The 24,390-nt window shown below is 44.6% G+C and carries 21 protein-coding genes; 10 read left to right on the forward strand and 11 right to left on the reverse strand.

The window, feature by feature from the left end; genetic code table 11:
* Positions 1 to 9: 9 nt before the first annotated feature.
* The 5 genes from OE749_RS16375 to prmA all read right to left on the reverse strand — a co-directional run bounded on the left by OE749_RS16375 (position 10) and on the right by prmA (position 5,199).
* The gene (locus OE749_RS16375) at positions 10 to 840 is read right to left on the reverse strand and encodes a class I SAM-dependent methyltransferase (RefSeq protein ID WP_263713557.1); all 831 of its coding nucleotides are present in this window, start codon (positions 838 to 840) and stop codon (positions 10 to 12) included.
* Positions 841 to 974: 134 nt separating this feature from the next.
* Positions 975 to 2,585, reverse strand: coding sequence for a bifunctional phosphoribosylaminoimidazolecarboxamide formyltransferase/IMP cyclohydrolase (gene purH, locus OE749_RS16380; protein WP_263713558.1), 1,611 nt, complete (start codon positions 2,583 to 2,585; stop codon positions 975 to 977).
* Between the two features lie 108 nt (positions 2,586 to 2,693).
* The gene (gene fis / locus OE749_RS16385) at positions 2,694 to 2,987 is read right to left on the reverse strand and encodes a DNA-binding transcriptional regulator Fis (RefSeq protein WP_263713559.1); all 294 of its coding nucleotides are present in this window, start codon (positions 2,985 to 2,987) and stop codon (positions 2,694 to 2,696) included.
* A 47-nt stretch (positions 2,988 to 3,034) separates the two neighbouring features.
* Positions 3,035 to 4,009, reverse strand: a complete 975-nt coding sequence (gene dusB, locus OE749_RS16390) for a tRNA dihydrouridine synthase DusB (RefSeq protein ID WP_263713560.1) — start codon at positions 4,007 to 4,009, stop codon at positions 3,035 to 3,037.
* A gap of 311 nt (positions 4,010 to 4,320) precedes the next feature.
* On the reverse strand, positions 4,321 to 5,199 hold the full coding sequence (prmA, locus tag OE749_RS16395; protein ID WP_263713561.1) for a 50S ribosomal protein L11 methyltransferase: 879 nt from the start codon (positions 5,197 to 5,199) through the stop codon (positions 4,321 to 4,323).
* Positions 5,200 to 5,296: 97 nt separating this feature from the next.
* Between prmA and OE749_RS16400 the strand changes: the two genes are divergently transcribed.
* A complete protein-coding gene (locus OE749_RS16400) occupies positions 5,297 to 6,088 on the forward strand; it encodes a substrate-binding periplasmic protein (RefSeq protein WP_263713562.1) in 792 nt (263 codons plus the stop codon).
* Between the two features lie 65 nt (positions 6,089 to 6,153).
* On the opposite strand, the gene accC is transcribed toward OE749_RS16400, so the two are convergent.
* The 3 genes from accC to aroQ are packed head-to-tail and all read right to left on the reverse strand — an operon-like array spanning position 6,154 to position 8,438.
* The gene (gene accC / locus OE749_RS16405) at positions 6,154 to 7,500 is read right to left on the reverse strand and encodes an acetyl-CoA carboxylase biotin carboxylase subunit (RefSeq protein ID WP_263713563.1); all 1,347 of its coding nucleotides are present in this window, start codon (positions 7,498 to 7,500) and stop codon (positions 6,154 to 6,156) included.
* 14 nt (positions 7,501 to 7,514) lie between these two features.
* Positions 7,515 to 7,973, reverse strand: coding sequence for an acetyl-CoA carboxylase biotin carboxyl carrier protein (accB, locus tag OE749_RS16410; RefSeq protein ID WP_263713564.1), 459 nt, complete (start codon positions 7,971 to 7,973; stop codon positions 7,515 to 7,517).
* 12 nt (positions 7,974 to 7,985) lie between these two features.
* A complete protein-coding gene (gene aroQ, locus OE749_RS16415) occupies positions 7,986 to 8,438 on the reverse strand; it encodes a type II 3-dehydroquinate dehydratase (protein WP_263713565.1) in 453 nt (150 codons plus the stop codon).
* 200 nt (positions 8,439 to 8,638) lie between these two features.
* Here aroQ and OE749_RS16420 point away from each other — a divergent pair, with 200 nt between their 5' ends.
* From OE749_RS16420 to OE749_RS16435, 4 genes are all read left to right on the forward strand, one after another.
* Positions 8,639 to 9,100 carry an SRPBCC family protein gene (locus OE749_RS16420; protein WP_263713566.1) on the forward strand — a complete coding sequence of 154 codons (462 nt, stop codon included), beginning with the start codon at positions 8,639 to 8,641 and terminating at the stop codon, positions 9,098 to 9,100.
* Positions 9,101 to 9,122: 22 nt separating this feature from the next.
* Positions 9,123 to 9,725 carry an acyl carrier protein phosphodiesterase gene (locus tag OE749_RS16425; protein WP_263713567.1) on the forward strand — a complete coding sequence of 201 codons (603 nt, stop codon included), beginning with the start codon at positions 9,123 to 9,125 and terminating at the stop codon, positions 9,723 to 9,725.
* Positions 9,725 to 10,354 (forward strand): uracil phosphoribosyltransferase, encoded by a 630-nt coding sequence (upp, locus tag OE749_RS16430; RefSeq protein WP_263713568.1) that lies wholly within the window; start codon positions 9,725 to 9,727, stop codon positions 10,352 to 10,354. The genes OE749_RS16425 and upp overlap by 1 nt, the downstream gene beginning before the upstream one ends.
* 89 nt (positions 10,355 to 10,443) lie before the next feature.
* Positions 10,444 to 15,054 (forward strand): EAL domain-containing protein, encoded by a 4,611-nt coding sequence (locus OE749_RS16435; protein ID WP_263713569.1) that lies wholly within the window; start codon positions 10,444 to 10,446, stop codon positions 15,052 to 15,054.
* A 14-nt stretch (positions 15,055 to 15,068) separates the two neighbouring features.
* Here OE749_RS16435 and OE749_RS16440 read toward each other — a convergent pair whose 3' ends face one another.
* Genes OE749_RS16440 through cutA form a run of 3 tightly spaced genes read right to left on the reverse strand, consistent with a single transcriptional unit; the run spans position 15,069 to position 18,013 of the window.
* Complete coding sequence (locus tag OE749_RS16440; RefSeq protein WP_263713570.1) at positions 15,069 to 15,872, reverse strand: M23 family metallopeptidase; 804 nt, start codon at positions 15,870 to 15,872, stop codon at positions 15,069 to 15,071.
* A 12-nt stretch (positions 15,873 to 15,884) separates the two neighbouring features.
* Positions 15,885 to 17,699: a protein-disulfide reductase DsbD gene (locus OE749_RS16445; protein WP_263713571.1), complete on the reverse strand. Its 1,815-nt coding sequence runs from the start codon at positions 17,697 to 17,699 to the stop codon at positions 15,885 to 15,887.
* Positions 17,696 to 18,013: a divalent-cation tolerance protein CutA gene (cutA, locus tag OE749_RS16450; RefSeq protein ID WP_263713572.1), complete on the reverse strand. Its 318-nt coding sequence runs from the start codon at positions 18,011 to 18,013 to the stop codon at positions 17,696 to 17,698. Before cutA ends, OE749_RS16445 begins: the two co-directional genes overlap by 4 nt.
* Positions 18,014 to 18,213: 200 nt before the next feature.
* Here cutA and OE749_RS16455 point away from each other — a divergent pair, with 200 nt between their 5' ends.
* From OE749_RS16455 to OE749_RS16475, 5 genes are all read left to right on the forward strand, one after another.
* Complete coding sequence (locus OE749_RS16455) at positions 18,214 to 18,756, forward strand: FxsA family protein (protein ID WP_404828197.1); 543 nt, start codon at positions 18,214 to 18,216, stop codon at positions 18,754 to 18,756.
* Positions 18,757 to 18,979: 223 nt separating this feature from the next.
* The gene (locus OE749_RS16460; RefSeq protein ID WP_263713574.1) at positions 18,980 to 19,270 is read left to right on the forward strand and encodes a co-chaperone GroES; all 291 of its coding nucleotides are present in this window, start codon (positions 18,980 to 18,982) and stop codon (positions 19,268 to 19,270) included.
* 39 nt (positions 19,271 to 19,309) lie between these two features.
* On the forward strand, positions 19,310 to 20,959 hold the full coding sequence (groL, locus tag OE749_RS16465) for a chaperonin GroEL (protein ID WP_263713575.1): 1,650 nt from the start codon (positions 19,310 to 19,312) through the stop codon (positions 20,957 to 20,959).
* Positions 20,960 to 22,029: 1,070 nt separating this feature from the next.
* Positions 22,030 to 23,712, forward strand: coding sequence for a group II intron reverse transcriptase/maturase (gene ltrA, locus OE749_RS16470; RefSeq protein WP_263713576.1), 1,683 nt, complete (start codon positions 22,030 to 22,032; stop codon positions 23,710 to 23,712).
* Between the two features lie 37 nt (positions 23,713 to 23,749).
* Positions 23,750 to 23,953 (forward strand): hypothetical protein, encoded by a 204-nt coding sequence (locus tag OE749_RS16475; RefSeq protein ID WP_263713577.1) that lies wholly within the window; start codon positions 23,750 to 23,752, stop codon positions 23,951 to 23,953.
* Positions 23,954 to 24,390 lie beyond the last annotated feature (437 nt).

Genomic DNA, 24,390 nt, shown 5'->3' on the forward strand with positions numbered 1-24,390 from the left:
GTTTCCTGATTATGATTTTACAAATTTAAGGGTCATGCGGTCACTTTCACCAATGGCCAAGTACTTAGCTTTATCTTGATCATCAAGTGCAAGACGAGGAGGTAACGTCCATACGCCTTTTGGATGATTCGCAGTATCTAGCGGATTCGCATTGATGTCGCTCGATTCCACCAATTTGAAGCCCGCTTTTTCAGCCAGTTTTACAACATATGACTCTTTCATATAGCCTGATTTTTTTTGCATTTCATCGTCAGCGCCTTCTGGCAAGCGATGTTCCACTACGCCAAGTACGCCTCCGGATTTTAACGCTTTGTTAAAGGCTTTAAATGCATTAAGCACGCCTTCTTCACCCTGACGCATGTACCAGTTATGTACGTTTCTGAAGGTAAGTACTGCATCAGCAGAGCCTGCTGGTGCAACGTCTAACGCGTCGGTAGGGTGAAAACTGGTGATTTCAACATTCTTATATTCAGCTTGGCTTTTGACTTTTTCTTCAAAGGCGTTGCGAGATTTTTTGAAATAGTCGTTGGTGTTTTCTGTAATGTGAAAGTGTGCTGCGTAAAGTTTGCCATCGTTGTTTAGCAATGGCGCTAAGATGTTGGAATACCAGCCACCGCCCGGTGAGATCTCTACCACGGTCATAGACGGCTTAATACCGAAAAAACGAAGGGTTTGCTGCGGATTTCTGTATTCATCGCGAAGGCGTTCTTTGTCAGCACGAATGCTACTATTGGCCGCTTCGCTGATTGCATCTTTTGCTAGTACAGTTGGCGCGGCTAAGGCACATAGTAAGCTCAAGGCAATGCCTGTTTTCGCGAGAGTGTGAAGGCGGTTACGCATAATGTATTCCTTTGTTGGTTAATTGAATGCGGATTTCCTATACAAAAGTGTAACGGAAGGCTGTGCTCAATTACCAGTCAGAGGTGAGCAAACGGATTGTCAGTCAACCCGTTTGCCGCCCCTTCCATCTTATTTTAGTGTCTGAAATGACGCATTCCGGTGAACACCATAGCAATGCCATGTTCATTCGCCGCTGCAATCACTTCCTCGTCACGCATTGAACCGCCGGGTTGGATTACCGCAGTAATGCCTGCTTCTGCGGCCGCATCTATGCCGTCTCGGAAAGGAAAGAATGCATCAGAGGCCATGACCGAACCTTTTACTTCGAGGTTTTCATCCGATGCTTTAATCCCCGCAATTTTTGCAGAATACACGCGGCTCATTTGCCCTGCGCCAACGCCAATGGTCATGCTGTCTTTTGCGTAAACGATAGCGTTAGATTTGACGTACTTTGCAACTTTCCAGGTAAATAAGAGATCGTTGAGTTCTTTCTCAGTGGGTTGGCGTTCAGATACCACTTCTAGATCTTCTAGCTCCACCATGCCAAAATCGCGTTCTTGAACAAGCAAACCGCCGTTTACTCGTTTAAAGTCAAAGCCATCGGTGAGTTGCCCTTGCCAATCTCCACACGCTAATAAACGCACATTCTTTTTCTCTGCAACTACGGCTGCGGCATCATTTGACACCGTCGGAGCAATAATGACTTCTACAAATTGACGATCGATAATTTCTTTCGCGGTCACCGCATCCAGCTCTCGGTTGAATGCAATGATGCCGCCAAATGCAGACGTAGGGTCGGTTTTAAACGCGCGGTCGTAAGCGTCAAGAATGTTGCTACCTAAGGCGACACCACAGGGGTTCGCGTGCTTTACGATAACACAAGCAGGCTCTGCAAACTCTTTTACACATTCAAGTGCCGCGTCGGTATCTGCGATATTATTGAAAGACAGTGCCTTACCTTGAAGCTGCTTGGCTGTCGACACTGATGCTTCCTGAATGTCATTCTCTACATAAAAGGCTGCATTCTGGTGGCTGTTTTCGCCGTAGCGTAAATCTTGTTTTTTGGTGAATTGCGCATTAAATGTGCGAGGAAATTCACTGTGGTGATGATCGCAATCTTCTTCACTGTCGTGACCACAATTGTGCTCGTCTAATCGCGCCCCAAAATAATTGGCAATCATGCCGTCATACTCAGCGGTGTGCTCGAATGCCGCTACGGCAAGATCGAAACGTGTCGCATGGGTGAGAGAACCTTGGTTAGCGTCCATTTCGTTAATAACGCGTGTATAGTTTGCTGCATTTACTATGATCGTCACATCTTTGTGATTTTTGGCTGCTGCGCGAACCATTGTCGGGCCACCAATATCAATATTTTCGATGGCATCGTCTAAAGAGCAATCTTCTTTTGCTACCGTTGCAGCAAAGGGGTAAAGATTGACAACCACCATGTCTATGGCAGCAATATCATGTTCGCTCATGACTGCTTCATCTATGCCACGGCGGCCTAAAATTCCGCCATGCACTTTTGGGTGAAGGGTTTTAACGCGTCCCGCCATGATTTCTGGGTGGCCGGTGTAGTCAGATACTTCAGTGACATCAATACCATTTTCAGCCAACAGTTTTGCTGTACCACCGGTAGATAAAATATGAACATCACGATTGACCAGATTTTTCGCGAATTCAACAATACCGGTTTTATCAGACACACTGAGTAAGGCTCGGCGGATAGGTTTTGCAGTTTCCATTAGCTCTCTCTTTACTGGGGTTAACTGGCGGTGTTATTTGACTAAGTAGTCAGGTTCAGCTCAAACAAAAAGAGCACCGTGTGGTGCTCTTCTTAATATTAGGCTGTATTAGTTCATGCCGTACTGTTTTAGCTTCTTGCGTAGTGTACCGCGGTTGATACCTAGCATGATTGAAGCACGCGTTTGGTTACCGCGAGTGAAAGTCATGATTTCTTCAAGAAGTGGTGCTTCAACTTCTGCTAACACCAACTCATACAAGTTATCGATGTCAGCGTTATCTAGTTGCTTAAGATACTTGTTAACTGCTTGCTTTACAGAATCACGTAAAGGCTTCTGAGCCTGAGTTTGAGAAGGTGTAGTCACTGTTGTAGTGAAAGGAGAAGTCACATTTTGATCGAACATAAACATCTTGCTCTTTGGTTATTAATCACTAATCAGCAAAGGGCGGGTTACGCACACTTTGCCATCTGGTCAAAATAGTCGTTAAGTGCTTCAAGCTGCGCTTGAGCATCATCGATAGCGTTAAACTCAGCGCGAAAGCGCTTTTCCTTGTCATGCTCGGATAAATACCACCCTACGTGTTTACGAGCGATTTTCGCACCCATAAACGCACCATAAAACGCGTGTACGTTTTCAACATGTTCTAATAGCACATGTCGTACTTCGTCCAACGTTGGTGGAGGAAGAATTTCACCAGTTTGCAGATAATGTAAGATTTCACGGAAAATCCAAGGGTTACCTTGTGCTCCCCGTCCTACCATTAATGCATCTGCGCCAGTGTAATCGAGCACTTGTTTGGCTTTTACTGCTGAGGTGATATCCCCATTTGCCACAACCGGAATAGACACATTCTGCTTGATTGCCCGAATCGTGTTGTATTCCGCTTCGCCTTTATACATACAAGCACGTGTACGACCGTGAACCGCCAGCGATTGAATTCCATTTGCCTCAGCGATTTTTGCGATCTCGACACCATTACGATTGTCGGGATCCCAACCTGTACGTATTTTTAAACTTACGGGTACATCTACAGCATTAACAACAGCCTGAACGATAGACTCTACCAATTCGGGATATTGCAACAGCGCTGAACCAGCGAGTTTCTTATTCACCTTTTTGGCTGGGCACCCCATATTGATATCAATAATCTGTGCACCATTGGCAACATTAAATTGTGCTGCCTCTGCCATGAGTTGTGGTTCCGCACCCGCAATTTGAACAGAACGTATGCCAGTTTCACCCGCATGGTTCATTCTTTGTCGCGATTTGTCGGTGTTCCACACCTTTGGATTACTCGACAACATTTCAGAAACAACTAACCCTGCACCAAGACGTTTGCACATCTGGCGAAATGGTCTGTCAGTTACCCCAGCCATTGGGGCAAGCATTAAATTGTTGTCAAGCTTGTAGGGACCTATCTGCATATTGTTTCAGTACCGCTCAATCGTGCAAAAAACGTCCAATTAGCCAAAAAGGGCGCACATATTACGGTTTTTTTACGCGCTTGAAAAGTACATAATTTAAACAAAAATTGACTTTATTTTTCAGTTTGCTCTTGACATTAAATAAGGTAAATAAACGATGCTCATTAAGTCATTGTTAAATATGAAAAAAATAAAAAATGACCAATCTTTGTACTAACTAAAATGTAAGAAAAAAACTTTTAAAAATATCGCTTCAATAACAGGAATTACCTGCTTAGAGGTAACATTAGTTACCTCTGTCGGTAGCGGGGTTACTTCTTGGTTCCCGACAACCGCGCCCATTCACCTTCAACCGCCGCTGAGTCCATCTCGAAATCAACTTGGTAAAGCGCTGAAATTTCGTTTGCTTGTGACTCCAAAATACCAGACAACGCCAACTTGGCACGATCGCCACAGTACTCAGTGATGACACTTCTTAGCTCTCGCAATGGCCCTGCAAGTATGTTCGCCAGCACAACATCTGCTTTTAATTCTGGTTGGTTTTGAGGCAAATATACCTCTAGCTGATCGGCAACGCCGTTACGTTGTGCGTTATCTTTGCTTGCTATGAGTGCTTGTGGGTCGATATCAATCCCTACTACGCGCTTTGCACCCAGTTTAAGCGCCGCGATGCCTAAAATGCCGGAACCACAACCAAAATCAACAACCGTTTTGCCAGTTAGATCAAGGCCGTCTAGCCACTTAAGGCATAAGTATGTAGTAGGGTGAGTGCCTGTGCCAAAGGCAAGGCCTGGGTCAAGCATCACGTTAACGGCATTAGGGTCAGGCACGTCTCGCCAGCTCGGACAAATCCACAAACGGTCACCGCACTGAATTGGGTGGAAGTTTTCCATCCATTCACGCTCCCAATCTTTGTCTTCAAGCTGATCGAGTTTGTGTGGAAAGTTCTTGCCGAGCAGCCTAGCATGTTCTAATCGTTTAATAACCGCTGACATGTCATGTTCAGCATCAAACAGACCAACAACTTGTGTATCTGGCCAGAGCATGACCTCACCGGGTTTGGGCTCATACATAGGGGTATCTTTGGCGTCTACGAAGGTGACAGCTTGTGCGCCATTGGCTGAGAGCATGTCGCCGATTTGTTCGGCATGTTCCGCCTGCGTGTTTATTTTAAGTTGTATCCAAGGCATGATGAGAATTAAACGGGTAAAAAATCGATTATATCAAGCTTAGTTCGTATCAGCATTAAACAAGCGGATTTAATTCCCAGCAGAGTAGGGGGGTTTAGTGAAGTATTTGAGTGTATTGATAAATGTAGTCTTGTTGGTGGTCGCGGTTGCTGCAAATAGTCGCGTTTATGCTAGTTTTTCAGTGTCGCCTAATCTCGATAAAAATGTTGATATTGCAGTAGGGTGGACAAAGCCTCCGTACGTGATTGCTGACGGCAATACTGGGTATGAACTTGATTTGATCCGTACTGTATTTGCCTCAATTGGCTACGACATTACGCCAATATATGTGCCGTATGGTCGTTCACACAGCATGTTACGTAAAGGCCTGGTAGACGTAACCCTTACACTCAACGAGAGGCTGGGCATTGAGCCAGAAAAGCTCAGTGATGTTTATGTGGTGTATCAAAATGTCGCCATTAGTTTAAAAAAGCGCAATTTACACATTACCAGACTGGAAGACTTGTCTAATCGTTCGGTTGTTGGCTTTCAAGATGCAAACCGCGTGTTGGGAGAAGAATACCGAAAAGCGGTAGAAAAAGCCTATCGCTATGTGGAGCTTCCAGAGCAACGCAGGCAGGTTGAAATGCTACTGCTGGGAAATGCTGACGTGGTGGTGATGGACTTGAACATCTTTTTGCATGTGAGTGCCGATGTTGCTGGCACACCCATGGGTGACAATATCAATATTCACCGACTCTTTCCTCCAAATCCTTACCGAGCGGGCTTTCGAAGTACTGAGTTAAAAATTGCTTTTGATGTTGCCTTGCGCCAATTTATGAGCTCAGAAAAATATGAGTGGCTGAAGAATAAATACGTGTTAGTTCAGCCCGCTAATTTGAATCAATAGACAAGCGGCAGATGCAAAGCACAAAAAAAGCGGCCGAAGCCGCTTTAGTTACACGATAAGAATACTTATTTTGCAATACCTAGCTTCTTCTCTAAGTAATGGATATTCGTGCCACCGTTAAAGAAGTTTTCGTCTGCCATAATGCGTTGCTGTAAAGGAATGTTTGTTTTAATTCCTTCAACTACCAGCTCATCAAGTGCATGGCGCATACGTGCAATCGCAACGTCGCGGTTCTCACCATAAGTAATTAACTTACCTATCATTGAATCGTAATGAGGCGGCACAGAATAGCCCGCATAAATGTGAGACTCCCAACGCACACCAAATCCACCCGGAGGATGAAACATGTTAATTTTGCCTGGGCTAGGAATAAAGGTATTAGGATCTTCCGCATTGATTCGACATTCAATGGCATGGCCACGAATTTGTATGTCTTTTTGCTCAATGGCAAGAGGCTGACCTGCGGCAATACGTAATTGCTCTTTAATCAAATCTACGCCCGTGATCATTTCAGATACAGGATGTTCGACTTGAATACGCGTGTTCATCTCAATGAAATAAAACTCGCCATTCTCGTACAAAAATTCGAACGTACCTGCGCCACGGTAGCCAATTTCGATACAAGCTTTACGACAGCGGTCGCCAATTCGTTCGCGGGTTTCGGCATTAATACCTGGTGCTGGCGCTTCTTCCACAACCTTTTGGTGACGGCGCTGCATTGAGCAGTCACGCTCACCCAAGTGAATCGCGTTGCCTTGACCATCAGACAATACCTGAATTTCAACGTGACGCGGGTTCTCTAGGAATTTTTCCATGTATACCATGTCATTGCCGAATGCAGCACCGGCTTCGGCTTTTGTTGTGGCGATAGCATTGATGAGTTCATCCTCGCTTCTTACCACACGCATTCCGCGACCACCACCGCCGCCGGCGGCTTTAACAATGATAGGGTAGCCAATGCGCTTAGCAATGGTTTTATTGCGCTCTTCGTCTTCTGTTAATGGTCCATCAGAGCCCGGTACGCAAGGAACGCCTGCTTTACGCATTGCATTAATCGCTGATACTTTGTCACCCATTAGGGTAATGGTATCTGCTTTGGGGCCAATAAATACGAAACCACTTTTTTCTACCGCTTCCGCAAATTCAGCATTTTCCGCTAGAAAGCCGTAACCAGGATGAATGGCTACTGAGTTTGTCACCTCAGCGGCTGCGATGATCCGTGGAATATTCAGGTAACTCTCGTTTGCTGGCGCTTTTCCTATGCAGATGGTCTCATCTGCAAGCAACACGTGCTTGAGATTGCGATCTGCCGTTGAATGAACCGCTACGGTTTTAATGCCTAATTCTTTACATGCACGCAGAATACGTAAGGCAATTTCACCGCGGTTGGCAATTAACACTTTATCTAGCATAACGTTAAGCCTGCTTATTCAATAACAAAAAGAGGTTGGTCGAACTCGACAGGCTCTGCATTATCTACCAATACTTTCTTTACCACGCCCGCTTTGTCTGCTTCGATTTGGTTCATCATTTTCATCGCTTCTACGATGCATAGCGTTTGACCTACCGTTACCGTGTCACCTTCTTCAACATAAGATTTCGCGGTAGGAGAAGAAGCGCGGTAGAACGTGCCTACCATCGGCGAGCGTACTAAGTGTCCACTGATTTCTGTTGCTTCTTCGCTCGCTGCTGGTGCCGCTGGCGCGACAGGTGCAGCCGTGGCAACGGGCGCTTGTGGTGCAACAGCGTATTGCATTGGCATCGGTGCAGCTTGAGCGCCACCTCGATGAATACGCACTGACTCCTCACCTTCGGTGATTTCCAGCTCAGCAATGCCAGATTCTTCTACTAACTCGATTAATTTCTTTATCTTGCGAATATCCATGTTTATGTCTCTTTATTCGTTGGTGTCTTTTTGTTGCTGTAGATGCTTTTTCGCTGCATACAAAGCAAATTCGTAGCCTTGTTCCCCTAACCCACATATCACGCCAACCGCTTTGTCGGCCAAGTAAGAGTGATGCCTAAACGGCTCTCTGGCATGTACGTTAGACAGGTGAACTTCAATATAAGGGATGGCAACGCTTAGCAATGCGTCACGGATAGCGACACTGGTGTGTGTGTAGGCAGCGGGATTAATAATAATAAAATCAATATTTTCGTGAGCCTGATGAATGGCGTCAATGAGTTCATGCTCTGCATTCGACTGAACATCACTTAATGTAATGCCGTTTTGAGAGGCAATTTGACGAAGATCTGTCACGATATCTGCCAAAGTACGAGAACCATACACTTCAGGTTCGCGTTTACCTAGCATATTGAGATTTGGGCCATTAAGTAATAAAACTTTCACGATATTGTCGCTATTTTCCGTAAAAAATCCATGATTAGGTATTTCAAAGTAAAATACTAGCCTATCTTTTTAAAAAAGTATGAAAAATCATCACTAACAGGATAAGCTGAGCCCATTATATGAGTTATCTGAAAAATCTCAGCAAAATACTGGTCTAATCACCGACGTTTGCAGCAAGTTTTTACGGAGAGAAGCATTAAATGAATATGGTTAACTTAGTCATTAACTTTCATCAACCTGCTGATTGGCTGTTTGCACAGTTAGCCGATCACCAACGATTTGGCGAAATCATCGGTGCGAATATAAAGCGAGTAAAGGATGCCCCTCAGACAGACTCGACTAAAACTGATGGACTTTATAATATTAACGGATCCGGATCAGTACGTAGAATCTATAATGTAACGGGTAATTTCGAGGAAGTGATTACCCAATTTGAACCCTGTTGTTTTATTCAATACCGTGTAAGTAAAGGCAGCCCCATTAAGAATCATCTTGGAGAAATGCGTATTACAGCTACACAAAGTGGGTGTACGCTTGATTACCAAATTCGTTTTGAGCCCAAGTTACCGGTCCCTGGGTGGGGGAAACTGTTAGAAGTGATTATTGCTGCGCCGCTGCGCCGCGGACTGACCGACCTTGCCAAAAAGAGCCGCAGAGCATAACTAACATATAATAAGGTGTTATTTGAATTACCTAGCCCATATTCACCTTGCAAGAGAAACACGCACTTCTCTGCTAGGTAATTTCCTAGGAGACTTCGTTAAAGGCGATGCGTATTTGTCGCTACCTGCTGAATTGCAACATGGCATATGGCTGCATCGCAAAATCGACATCTTTACTGACCGACATCCTTCAATTAAAGTCTTGAACAAGGCCTATCCCACACATTTAAGGCGTATGGCTGGCGTAATTACTGATATCTACTTTGACTATTTACTTTGTCAAAACTGGGATGTTTATTGTGCCATTTCGCTGTCAGAAGTGTGTGATAGCTTTTATCAAGAACTGGAACACAGCGCGCTTTTTATTTCACCGAGATTTCATCATATCAAAACCAGCTTATTGACAGATAAGTGGCTCGATAACTACCAATATATTCACACCTGTTTAGCTGCTTTCAAACATATCGAAAATCGTTTAAAAAATCGGGTGATTTTTGCTGATAGCGCATACACTTACATTAACCAGCATCATGAATTTTTTTATCAAACTTTTGTAGAATTTTATCCACAATTGATAGAGTATTCACATACTATTTCTACGATACACAATGAGGTTCGCACATAATGGCTGTGTATGAGATTAAGCATCCATTGGTTCAACATAAACTCGGGTTAATGCGTGCTAAAGGCGTGAGCAGTAAAGACTTTAGAGAGCTAGCCAGTGAGGTTGGTAATTTACTGACTTACGAAGCAACCCGCGATTTGGAAACCGAAACAGTTAACATTACTGGCTGGACGGGCGAGCCTATGTCGGTTCAAAACATTAAAGGTAAGAAGATCACTGTGGTACCTATTTTGCGTGCGGGTCTAGGTATGCTAGATGGCGTTATGAAGCTTGTGCCTAATGCTAAAATTAGTGTGGTAGGGCTCTATCGCAATGAAGAAACGTTAGAGCCAGTGGCGTACTTTGACAAAGTTGTAAAAGACGTTGGCAAGCGTACCGCGCTGATTGTTGACCCAATGCTGGCCACAGGCGGCACGCTTATTGCGACCATCGATTTACTTAAGCAAAAAGGGTGTGAGCGCATCATGGGGCTGTTTTTAGTTGCGGCACCTGAGGGGATTGAAGCCGTGCTTGAAAAACATCCTGATGTTGATATTTATACAGCATCTATCGATGAAAAATTGAATGAAAAAGGATACATATTGCCAGGGTTGGGTGATGCTGGAGACAAAATTTTCGGCACACGATAAGGAAAAACTTAGGCCGACAAGGATGCCATGCCTCGATTATTTTGAGCCTGCCATAGCGCAGGCTTATAACACCTAAAAGAGGAAACAGTTTGGCGATACCTGCATTGATTAATAGAAAAATAAGAAATATCAAGCACGTCGACGTTATTCGCTATGTCGTTGTTATTGTATTGTTTTGCATGTCTTGGCTGACATATGCAACCCCGCTACTAAATGAACCTAAATTTTCCGTCCTCTCAACTGCTTCAGGGCTAACGCAAGACAGCGTGACCAGCTTATTAGTTGACCAACGAGGTTACTTGTGGGTGGCGACTCACGGTGGTCTCAATCGTTTCGATGGCTATCAAGTTAAACCGGTTTTGGGCTCCGATCAAGTCTTCAAAGACATTACCATCGACAACGTATTTATGTCGAAAAGCGGTTCTATTTTTGTCAGCTCCAGTGTCGCAGGCATTCATGTACTAAATCCAAATACACTTGAATCGACAAGATTGGGTGATTGGAAATTATTGAGCCAACCTGATTTTTACGACTATGCCAGTGATTTTTTTGCTCCTCAAAACAGTGATCGGCTTCTCATTGCTTTAAACGAGCGAGTGATTGAGCGCAGAGGAAATAAAAACCGTGTTATCTACTCATTAGATGATACCGATGTATTTCGAGGACAAGCCATTCGAAAAATTTGGGCGAACGACAATATCTTGTTGTTGGCTACCACGTCGGGATTATTTGGCGTTAACCTCAAAAATGGTGAGTCTAAGCGTATACATCACACGCGTCCTGTGACAGAAAACAGCAATAATCAGAATGTTAAATTGCTGCGTGTCGACGACGGAAAGACATTGTGGATTGGCTCGGTTGAAGGTCTTTATAAGAGTAACCTTAGAGGGGTTGAGAATTATATTCTTGGTAAAACCGATACTGTCAATGTTGAGCGCGTTATCGAAACACTGAATATTTGGAAGATGCTGCCTGTTGATAAGCAATTCTACTACGTGGCAACAGACGACGGGCTCTATAAGCTAGCACCGCAAACCGGGAAATTAATCCATCTTTTTCGTTTAACCGATTCGCGAGAATACATTTCTGATAACAATATCGTGGATATGTTGTTAGATAAGCGCGGTAACTTGTGGCTGGCTACCCGATATGATGGGGCGATTTATTGGGTGAGTCGTTCCACCCACTTTTCTAACCTGACGACTAATCAGAATTTAGCCTCTGTGTCAGAGAATAAGGGGCAACTTAGTAGTGGTGTGGTGCAGTCGTTATATCAGTCAGATAAAGATACCTTGTGGGTGGGCACGCGAAATGGATTGAATCGCGTTGATGTAGATACGCAAAAGGCAGCGCAGTTTCTCGTCAATCAAGACAAGAAAGCATTGGAATCAAACTCTACTGTGTACCAAGTATTGCCTGCAACGGCGAACCACCTTTGGCTAGTAACACTCAATAAACTCTTGCTATTTGATGCAAACACCGGTGCAGTAGTGCCGCCTATGTTTGCTAACAAAAAAGCAGAAGAGTTACTCAGTAACAATGTATGGTATGCCTACAAAGGTCATAATGATTTACTGTGGGTGGTAACAGATTTTGGCGTTGTCACCTATTCTCCAGAGACGGGAGAGATTCACTTTGTTGATGGTATTAACGAACAACTGCCCGTCTTAGACATTTATAAAATATTTGATGATATTGATAAGCCTGATAGTTTTCTCATTGCCGCAGAGCGCGCCTTGTACCGCTATCATATTAACGACAATACTCTGACGAAGGTTCATTCGCTAACCAGCGACATGCTGGTGAAAGACTTAGCGCCTGATTCTGTGGTGATGTGTGACAAAGGCTTGTTGTGGATAGCTTATCCTGGGCATGGCCTCGTTGCCATTGACCCATCAACGGGAGAGGAGAAAGTTACTCTCAATAGGAATAACGTGTTACCCACTAGCGTGGTGTACGGGTTAACCAAAGATCGGCAGGGCAATATATGGATGAGTTCACATCAGGGGATCTTAAAGCTCTATCCTCAAAATAAACACGTTCAGCAATTTACTGTGCTTGATGGCATTGTTACGAATGAGTTTAACCAAGGCGCGAACCTCAAACTTTTAGATGGGCGCATTGTGTATGGGTCACAAAAAGGGTTAACACTATTCAATCCCAGCCAATTTCAAAAATCTAACCAAACTGCTTATCACACGTGGATCACGGAAATTTCGATAGCGGGACAACCATTGGAAGTATCTGAACATGATGATGGCACTAAGTATATTGAGTTAGAGCACGATCAGGTAGGGCTTGAAATTCGTTATTCCACGTTAAATTATGACAGTATTCAAAACACGCGTTATGAATATCAATTGGAAGGCGAAGAACGGGTGCTTTATCCCGCTACAAAAGAGCCCAAAGTGACTTTTCCAACCTTAAAACCTGGCGACTATGTATTTGCGGTGACAGCTATTGATCCTATCACTGGCAAGCGAAGCCTTCCTGCAACCCTCTCAATACAGGTGTTCCATCCGCCTTGGGCGTCACCTGTGGCGTACAGCTTTTATGTGCTGCTCTCTCTTATCCTGCTCATATCGTGGTGGAGTCGACGTCACATTCAGGAGCGCCAAATTCGAGACTCTCATAATGAGGCACTGAAAAGTCGTAACCGATTAACCATGGCGTTAACGGCCAGTAACAGTAACATTTGGGAGTGGGATGCGCGTAAGAGACTGTATTATGCGCCTCGTATGTCTGATGAACTGGGCTACGGAGACTTAGGAAACGACATCTCATTTGATAAACACGTGTCACTCATTCATGCCTCTGATAGAGAGCTATATCTTCAACGTTGGCACTATTTTATCGACAATCAGGCGATGGGGTTTGATGTTACTTACCGATTGAAAAGCCAAAACGGCGAGTGGCAATGGTATCGCGACGTAGGAAGCGTGGTAAGTGATAGCCATGATCCTGACCATATTGTGGTATCAGGCACTTATACCAACGTAACTGAAAGCATGGCCAACCGTGAAAAAGTACGCTTGTTCGGTGAGGCGTTCAAACATACCCGCGATTGGGTAATGATTTTAAATCGTCATTATAAGCCTGTTGCTGCCAATGCGGCCTTTAACGAAGCCTTTGGTATCAACGAAGAGGCTGAATTAGAAGAACAAGTGGCAGAAGTTATGCAGCTTGGAACAAAAAATCAGCCTAACTTCTGGAAGAAATTGTACAACCTCAACACAGAAGAACACTGGAAAGGCGAAGAGAACCTTCAAACGAAGATTGGGCTTGGCGGCCATGTGTTGATTACCCTAACCAGTATAGACGGCAATAAAAGCGAAGGTGGTGCAGATTTTTACTTATTGATCATGTCTGATATCACCGAGCAAAAACGTGCAGAAAATAAACTCCGTAGGCTGGCAAGTTATGACAGTTTAACGGGGTTACCGAATCGTACATTATTGCTCGATAGAGTTAACCACGCCATTGACCAATGCAAGCGACAACAAAAAGCGTTGGGCTTATTTTTTATTGATCTTGATCGCTTTAAACAGGTAAATGACAGCTTGGGCCACAAGGCAGGTGATGAGCTATTGGAGATCATTGCCCAGCGATTAAAGGCCTTATTACGCCAAGATGATACGGTGGCAAGACTGGGCGGTGATGAGTTTGTGGTGGTGCTTGAAAATGTAAAAGAACCATCGAAATTGAGTGCATTGGCGAGTGAAATGATCTCAGTGCTCGAAGCGCCTGTCACGTTAGGACAACAAGTGGTGAGTGTTTCTTCCAGCATCGGAATTGCCTTATTTCCCGGTGATGCTGCCGATGCCGAGTCGTTATTGCGTAATGCTGATATCGCAATGTATCACGCCAAAGAGCAAGGGCGAAGTGGCTACCAGTACTTTACCGAGCATATGAATTTTCAAGCACAACAACGTCTTGAACTAGAGAACAAAGTTAAACAGGGGTTCAAAAACGACGAATTTTATAATTTTTATCAACCTATTATCGATGCCGAAACCGGAACGGTTGATGGCTTTGAGCTGTTGATGCGATGGGAGCATGACGGTGTGTTTATTCCGCCTGATGTGTTTATTCCCGTTGCAGAAGAGTTGGGGTTGATTGAAAAAATGACATTTAACGCGATATCGCGTGCACTACCGCTTATTGCTAGTTGGCAAGCTTGTGGACGCTCGATTTACCTTTCGGTTAATTTGTCAGCGAGACATTTTGACCGGCAAATGTCATTGGAAGAGATTGCTGACATGTTGGCGTCTCATGATTTATCGGTGTCAAACTTACGTTTTGAAATTACTGAAGGCGCGCTTATGCGTGATTATGAGCGTGCGCAAGCCTATATGAGTAGCATGACCAACTATGGATTTGTGATTGCTTTGGATGACTTTGGAACAGGCTACTCCTCGTTGAAATATCTGAAGGAATTTCCGATAGATGTATTAAAAATCGATAAGAGCTTTGTTGAAGACATTGGTTATGACACCAGTGACGAAGCGATCATCAAGGCGACATTGAGTATGGCAGACAGTTTAAATATGCAGTGTGTGGCTGAGGGTATTGAAGAGCTCAAACATATTGAGTTTCTTACTCGGTATGGCTGTGAAAAATTTCAGGGATATTATTTTTCTCGACCCGTCGCAGCGGAAGATACCATGGCGTTAACGCAAGAATCGTGGCAATTCGATTAATGTGGTCTTTAGTTTTACTTAAATCGAAAAGGTAATGATTCAAACTTACCAAATGGTTTGGCACGGTAAACCGCAAAATGTAAGTGTGGGAGAGACGAAAAGCCAGTATTGCCTGAGTATCCAATCATGTCTCCGGCTTTCACCGATTGCCCCAGTGAGACGGCCGCTCCGTTGTATTTGAGGTGATAGTACTCGCCCGTTGTGCGGTCGCTATGCAAAATCACGATGTAGTTAGCATATTTGGCGTAGCGTCTGCTGGCTCCGCCTTGGTTGTGATGCTCGGCTATGTCAATCACTACACCATCTCGCGCGGCATGAATGGGTGTACCAATTGGCATGTCAAAATCAATTGCATAGCGAGATGCGCCCGAATGGCTATAGCTGCCTCTAAATCCTTGCACGATGGGGAAGTACTGTCCTTTAGCATACGGTTTTAAATAAGCTATATCATCGTGCGTTGCGTGCATATCTCCGGGCGCCCAAAAAAACGCATCGTGATATGAAAACGGGAGGTGCTGCCGTGCCTTGGTCAGAGACAGAAACAATTGCCGTGTATTGCCTTCTACCACCACAGAACGCTCAAAGGTGTTGCCTTTAGCGTTGTCTGCCAATTTTTGGCTGTCTAACAGGTTTTCCCCTGACACACGTAACGAGGCAGTAAAGGGATAGGCACGTTTGTTTTCCACATAAAACTGCACACCATCAACAGTTTCACTAGATTCAATACACGCCCATTGTTCAATACAATAGGCGTTGGCGGTGTTACGTGATGCGATTACTACGAATAAACTAAGTACTACTCGCGTAATCACATTCATTATGTTGCTCTGTTATTTAAGTATGGCATTGACGTGGTTTGCAAACGGCTCCGCTTTCATAAAGCCAGTTACGCGCCCCGCCGTGAGTTCATTACCGCTTTCGTCAAAAAAGAGAATGGTTGGCAAACCTAAAATGTCAAAATGTTCCTGAAAAGCAATATTGGTTGGCGTGTTATCAGTCAGGTCAATTTGCATCCATACGGTGTCTTCAAGCGAGTTGATAACGCGCACATCAGTAAAGGTATACTTTTCAAACTCTTTACAGGCGACGCACCAGTCGGCATATAAGTCGACCATCACACTTTTGCCTTGTTGGTTGGCGGTTTGAAGTTTTTGCTGAAAATCATCAAGATCTTTTACTTTCATAAATGGCGGGTGCTTCACCTGATAAGAAGACGTTGAAGGGGTATTGGTTGAACCTTGGCTCAGTTGCCATTGTTGGCTCAACGTATGGTAACCCCACAGAAAAGACAGAATAAAACCAAGCAAAATGGTTAGGTTACGCACCCCTTTCATAAAGGTAAGTTCAGTATTCTGATTCATTGTGTAGAAATAGGCGAACGTTGCCAAACCCAGTGCTGACCAAATTAGTTCTGTCCACCATTGAATAATCATCCGTTCAATAAAAATAAGTGCGACAGCAAGCATCATGAAACCAAACGCGACCTTAACAACGTTCATCCAGCTACCCGCTTTGGGTAACAGTTTACCGCCGGTGACACCAAATAGCATTAATGGAATTCCCATGCCTAAACTTAGTGCGTAAAGTGCGGTAAAGCCCAGTATCAAGTCACCACTTTGCGCAATGTAAAGCAAAATACCGGTGAGCGGTGCGGTAGTGCAAGGTGAGGCGACTAAACCTGAAATTACTCCCATAAGGAATACCCCTGCCACATTGCCTGCTTTTTGTTGATTGCTAAGTCCATTAAGCTTTTCTTGCCATCTACTTGGAAGTTGTAATTCCCAGGTGCCAAACATAACCAGCGCGAGCACAATAAATATGACGGTGAATGTGACAAGAATGGCTGGATGTTGCAGAGCCGCTTGAAACTGGACACCCACAGACGCGACAACCAAACCAAGCAGCGAGTAGGTAATAGCCATGCCTTGTACGTAAACAAATGACAACCATAGTGCTTTTGATGCACGGATTTGCTTACCCTGGCCAACAATAATTCCTGACAAAATGGGGTACATTGGAAATACACAGGGGGTGAAGGCTAAGCCGATACCAAGTAAAAGAAAGATGCCCAAAAGAACAGCTAAGCTTTTGTCTGACGACAATAAATTTGCCAACTCGAATTGTTGAGAAACGGGTGCTGAAGCCGGTGTTGTGTCCGATTCAGTAGCCATAGTCTCAGATAGTGAATTTCCGCTGACCTCTGATAAATACACCACTTTGGTTGTGGGTGGGTAACACAGTCCCGCTTCTGCGCAGCCTTGATATCTAATCTTAACCACGCCATCTTCAACCGAGTGAATAATGGGGTATTTAACACTTACCTGATTAAAGAAGACGTCAGAAATACCATAATACTCGTCTTCTATTTGTACTGATTCTGGAAAACGTGGCGTACCAATTTCGGCATCTTTTACGGCAGTTTTGAACTGTTTTTTATAAAGATAATAACCTTCTGCGATTTGCCAAGTTAATGTGAGCTGATCGTCTTTTTGGGTAAAGTCGAATTGAAAAGCCTCATCAACAGGCAAAAATTCAGGCTCGTCTGAGAACAGGTCATTGAATCCGCCAGACGTTTGGCTGTGAACCTGACCAGCAAGAGCAATAAAAATGCATGCAAAAACTGAGAGTAAAGCGTTAAATTTCATCGTATACAACTTTCTAACCATTCAATATAAGGTTCACTGCCAGTGATGTTTTGGATCACTAACCACTCAGGGACATCATAGGGATGCAGCGTATTTACCATATCATAAGCGTCGTTTAAAACGGCGTGTTGGGTTTTTATTACCAGCTGGAATTCCTGACTTTTTTCCACCTTTCCTTCCCATCGATACAGAGATGTGATGGGATGAGAAATAGAAACACAGGCAGCAAGCTGCTGCTCAATCAATGCAGAAGCAATACGTTCAGCACTGTTGGTGTCTGGGCACGTACAAAGTACAATGCACACGTCGGTCATAGCTCATGCTCCTGTATTTATCTGGTGTAGAATGACCCGATGCCTGCCAAAAAGCTTTCAAAAATATCGAAAAAGACTTGCTATTATGTCTTATCTCCCCCATTTCGTTTAAGACAAAGAGACCAATTACATCGACAGTCGACGAAACGTTGAGAGAGAAAACGGGTCTCAATTTAACAGACTTTCTAACAGGAAATATGGTGTTCGGTAAATTATTTTTGTTATTTGCAATTCTTCCTATCATTGAGATCGCACTTTTGGTCAATGTGGGAGAAGAGATTGGCGGCTGGAATACCGTTGCCATTGTTATAGCAACTGCTTTTTTAGGGGCTTGGCTGGTCAGAAAAGAGGGCTTTGCCACGTTAATGCAAGCGCAGCGAAAAATGCAGAGCGGCGCCTTGCCCGGTCAGGAGATGGCAGAGGGACTGTTATTGGTGATTGCTGGCGTATTGCTGGTTACACCAGGTTTTATTACTGACGGCATTGGCTTTCTGCTTAGTCTGCCAATAACTCGTCCTGCCATTGCGGGTGCTTTGCTAAAACGTATGCAGGTGCATATTGTCGGCGGAGCACAACAACAGTACGCCCATTATCAACACTCCCATCAGCATTACGCAGAGCGCGGTAACCCGTATTCTGGTTCGTCATCCGCGAGTTCACAGCAAGATGGTGTGATTGAGGGGGAGTATGTAGATACGACAGACGATAAGTCTACTCTAGACAATCCTCATTCCCGAAAGTAATCACCTGCGGATAGCCATAAAAAGTGACGTGATTTAAAAAACTTACAAAAGAAATGGTTTTTTTTTCACTCCCAGACTTGAGATCTATATGGGTATCCCCATTTTACCTCCCATACAAATTATCGCGCAGTGGCGATTGCTTAGTCACACGTTGCTGCGTATTAAATTACCCTTTATCGGGTTTACTCGTTAAATAAAATTGGAATTTTCAGGAGATTTGAAAATGGCAATCCGTCCTTTACACGATCGCGTTATCGTTAAGCGTCAAGAGCAAGAAAGCAAATCTGCCGGTGGCATCGTGCTAACGGGCTCTGCAGCAGAAAAGTCAACTCGTGGTGAGATTGTTGCTGTGGGTAACGGTCGTATTCTAGAAAATGGTGATGTTAAAGCACTCGATGTAAAAGTGGGTGACATCGTAATTTTCAGCGATGGCTACGGCGTTAAGACTGAAAAGCTTGATGGCGAAGAAGTGCTAATCATGAGCGAAAGCGACATCCTAGCGGTTGTTGAATAAGACCATTTTTAAGTAAACAGAATATAGAGGAATTATAAGATGGCAGCTAAAGAAGTACGTTTTTCTGACGACGCTCGCGCAAAAATGCTTGCGGGTGTAAATGTTCTAGCAAACGCAGTAAAAGTAACACTAGGCCCTAAAGGCCGTAACGTTGTACTAGACAAGTCTTTCGGCGCACCTACGATCACTAAAGATGGTGTATCAGTTGCAAAAGAGATCGAGCTTGAAGACAAGTTCGAGAACATGGGCGCGCAAATGGTAAAAGAAGTTGCGTCTAAAGCAAATGACGAAGCGGGCGACGGTACAACAACTGCAACTGTGCTTGCGCAAGCAATCGTAACAGAAGGTCTTAAGTCTGTCGCGGCAGGCATGAACCCAATGGATCTTAAGCGCGGTATCGACAAAGCGGTAGCAGCGGCAGTTGAAGAGCTTAAGTCTCTATCTGTTGACTGTGCAGACAGCAAAGCAATCGCACAAGTAGGAACCATCTCTGCAAACTCTGATTCAGAAGTGGGTCAAATCATTGCTGACGCAATGGACAAAGTAGGCAAAGAAGGCGTAATCACTGTAGAAGAAGGTCAGGCACTTCAAAACGAACTAGACGTAGTTGAAGGTATGCAGTTTGACCGTGGTTACCTATCTCCTTACTTCATGAACAACCAAGAAAACGGCACAGTTGAGCTAGACAGCCCGTTCATCTTGTTAGTTGATAAAAAGATTTCTAATATCCGCGAATTGCTACCTACGCTTGAAGGTGTAGCTAAAGCGTCTAAGCCACTTCTTATCATCGCTGAAGATGTAGAAGGTGAAGCACTTGCTACATTGGTTGTTAACAACATGCGCGGTATCGTTAAAGTTGCAGCAGTTAAAGCACCTGGTTTTGGCGATCGTCGTAAAGCGATGCTACAAGACATTGCAATCCTAACGGGTGGTACTGTGATTTCTGAAGAAATCGGCCTAGAGCTAGAAAAAGCACAGCTTGAAGACCTAGGTACAGCAAAGCGCGTAGTGATCAGCAAAGACAACACAACGATCGTTGATGGTGCTGGCGAAGAAGATGCAATCGAAGGTCGCGTAGCGCAAATTCGTGGTCAAATTGAAGAATCAACATCTGACTACGATAAAGAAAAGCTGCAAGAGCGTCTTGCTAAGCTTGCTGGTGGTGTTGCCGTTATCAAAGTAGGCGCAGCAACAGAAGTTGAAATGAAAGAGAAGAAAGCGCGCGTAGAAGATGCACTTCACGCGACACGTGCTGCGGTAGAAGAAGGCGTAGTACCTGGTGGTGGTGTTGCATTGGTTCGTGTTGCAGCAAAACTTACCGAACTAACTGGTGAGAACGAAGATCAAACTCACGGTGTTCGCCTTGCGCTACGTGCAATGGAAGCGCCACTTCGCCAAATCTCTACTAACGCTGGCGCAGAAGCATCTGTTGTGACTAACAACGTTAAAGCCGGTGAAGGTAACTACGGTTACAACGCAGGTAACGATACTTACGGCGACATGATCGATATGGGTATCCTTGATCCTACAAAAGTAACGCGCTCTGCACTTCAGTTCGCTGCATCAATCGCAAGCTTGATGATCACGACTGAAGCTATGGTGACCGACGCACCTAAAGAGGAAGCTGCTTCTGCAATGCCTGATATGGGCGGCATGGGCGGAATGGGTGGCATGGGCGGCATGATGTAGTGCGACGAGAGTCGCGTAGGTCGCTAACCTAGCAGGCTATATTCATAGTGAGCACTAGCACCGCTGGTGCTCACTCCATCATCCTGCAAAACTAGTAGTCGGTTTCCGGCATCGGAAATAAAACGTTGCCGGACTATCCTCTCTATGAGGGTTAACCGCGCAATCGTTTTACGATTGGAATGTCAGTCAATTTGTTGTTTTGACTTCTGCCGTTTTAGAAAGTCCTTTCTGAAATTGTCTTCAGGGCTTGTCCTTGAATCCTTACTGCGAGTCTAGACTCGTTTTCTACTTACTATTTAGTTGTTTGTAAGTCGTTGTGTAATGACACGTCGATTATGGCTTTTGGCTATGGTCTGCGCGGTAATTCCAATTCCGGCTACTTGCGTCCTACTGACGTAAGCTGTTGCGGTTATTGTCTCATCCGCTTGCGGATAGTGAGACCTGTTATACGACTAACAGTAGCCTAGGGATAGTGCGATGCTGGTAACGGCATGGTGCGAAGCTTCCTGACAATGTACTTCCACTTAGGTGGCACTGTACTCCGCGAGGAGGGTGTAGTTGGTGAACAATACACTGACTGAAGGCTAGGCTGGACAATAGGGTTAACGTATGTGAACTGCTGTTAAACACCGTCAACCGCGATGAGCGAAACATTGTTGATACGCTCTAACCAAAAGGTATGTGGCTGGTTATTCCTTTTACATCTGGGAATACGTCGTCATTCAGCCATCGGTGAATAGGCAGAACCTACGTTGTTCGTGTGACTGCAACGGAACTCGATAAGCCCAATCAATCGCCCTCATAGTTTCGGCTTGGGCAGGTGATCCGTAAGGTGAACTGTTGATTGAGTGGGTAAAGGAGATTGAAGTAAGCGAATGCCAGCCTGTAATGGGTTGGATAGGGGTTCAGACTTTGCCCTGACCGGAAACGGTGCTGACTTTCAATTGGTCTTTAATCGTGTGAAGACGTGTAAAGCCGTCAATCACTGAGCTTGTGGGAAGCAAATTGCTTCCCGTAAGGGAAGTGGCTTGTTTTCTCTCAACGCTTTTTTAGCATAGGAGAACTGCAAGATGAGTACGGCGTTTTCAGTACCTGCGTTCTCCCACTCGGCGAGTAGTTGGCACTCCATTAATTGGAACGTCATACATCAAAGAGTGAGAGGGCTACAAGTACGGATCGCGAAAGCGACTCAGCAACAACAGTGGCGTAAAGTGAAAGCTTTGCAACGCTTGTTGGTACGTTCGTTTGCTGCCAAGGCATTGGCGGTTAAACGAGTGACAGAAAACCGTGGCAAAGGAACGCCCGGTGTCGATGGGGAGTTGTGGAGTACACCTGAGTGTAAATGGAAGGCCATCACGCGCTTGTCGCGAAGTGGCTATAAACCTAAACCGTTGCGGCGGGTTTATATTCCTAAATCGAACGGCAAACGCCGTCCTTTGGGAATACCGACCATGTTAGATAGAGCCATGCAAGCGTTGTATCTTCTGGCTTTGGACCCTGTGTCGGAGACAACTGCTGACCGAAATAGCTATGGGTTTCGCCCAATGCGTTCTACTGCCGATGCAATTGAGCAATGCTTTGTTGCACTGAGTAGAAAGAACTCAGCCAAATGGATTTTGGAGGGGGACATTAAGGGGTGCTTTGACAACATTAGCCATGACTGGTTACTTGCCAACATTCCGTTGGATAAACAGGTTCTCAGAAAATGGCTTAAGGCTGGATTCATGGAATCTGGTGGTTTGTTCCCCACGGAGGCGGGTACGCCGCAAGGCGGTATCATTTCTCCAGTATTGGCCAATATGGCACTTGATGGTTTGGAAGCGGAGCTTGAATCCCATTTTGGGAGGAAGAACACCAAAGCCAGCTACAAGACTAAGGTCAATTTTGTCCGATATGCGGACGACTTCATCATTACCGGGATCTCGAAGGAGCTACTGGAACGTGAAGTTAAACCCGTTGTTGTGGCTTTTATGGCACAACGCGGACTAACGCTATCGGAGGAGAAGACGGTCATAACCCATGTTTTCGAGGGGTTCGACTTTTTGGGACAGCATCTGCGTAGTTTTGACGGTAAGTTGCTAGTGAAGCCAAGCCGGAAGAACATGCGCAATGTACTTGGAAAGTTGAAAAACATAGTGACAGGTAACAAAGCGACAACTGCTGGAAATCTGATAATGGCACTCAATCCTGTTTTGCAGGGGTGGGCAAATTATCACCGACACGTTGTGGCGAAAGAGACCTTTAATTATGTGGACTATCGGATGTGGAAAATGCTCTGGCAGTGGTGCCGTCGACGACATCAAAATCGTCGTAAACGCTGGATTAAAGACAAGTACTTTAAATCAGCAGGCAACCGCAACTGGGTATTTTCTGGCGTAAACAATAAGGGTGATAACGTTCGACTTGTTTACACCATGGATACTCCGATTAAGCGACACATTAAAATCAGGGCAGAGGCAAATCCGTATTTGCCTGAATTTGAGCCTTATTTCGAGCAGCGCCTTGAGCGAGCTTGGAAAGACTCAATGAAAGGTAGAGACAAATTGCTGATGTTATGGCTTAGACAACGGAAACGTTGTGTTATGTGTAACCAACTGATCACCAAGGAAACAGGATGGAATATCCATCATATTGTGGAAAGGGTGAAAGGTGGAAGCGATAAACTGAGTAATTTGGTGTTGTTGCATCCTAATTGTCATCGACAATTGCATGTTATGGATAAACCGAGCTATTTAAATATGAACAATAATTGACTATAGTCTGGACTGAATTCATTGATATGGAAATTCTATGAAAGTTGGAAAAACTCTTGGTCTTCTGTTTGGAACTGTGGGTTTTAGTGGTGGCCTGTATGTTAGCATCACTAGTATTCACGCTGAGTTTGCTTTAGGAGCTATTAGCAGCCATGAGGCTGGTTTGGCGTTTGGTTCTATAGGACTAATCGCTGGTATGAGCCTTGCTGTTATGGGTTATATTGCAAACAAATTCGTCTAAGCAAAATGTTCTGTTGAATCATGCGATGCCTTTTGGAGAATGTTTATGAACGCAGAAATATTGATGTATGGCTTCCTAGGTATATGCTTTTTAGTTGGCGTATGTGCTGTATTTGTTGCTCGTAAACACGATCTTGAAAGACAAGGTAAATAAAGCTGAGTCGCTGGTCAGTACTTGTGTACTGATTTAGTTAGGCTTGAGCCGTGTGCGGGGAAACTCGCACGCACGGTTCTTAGGGGAGGGGCAGCCAGTAATGGCTGCTCCTTACCCGACAGCCAGCTCAAGCGCTATCGTTTATGAAAAACCCGGCTTAGGCCTAATGCCGATCAGTTAAGCGGCAATAGTTAAAAAATCTAAGGATCGGTTGACCGATCCTTTCATAAGTTCAAAATCCGATGATCACTAGTCATCGGATTTTTTTATGCGATTTCACCAAC

It is taken from the genome of Fluctibacter corallii (assembly GCF_025751585.1).
Taxonomy (GTDB): Bacteria; Pseudomonadota; Gammaproteobacteria; order Enterobacterales; family Alteromonadaceae; genus Fluctibacter_A; species Fluctibacter_A corallii.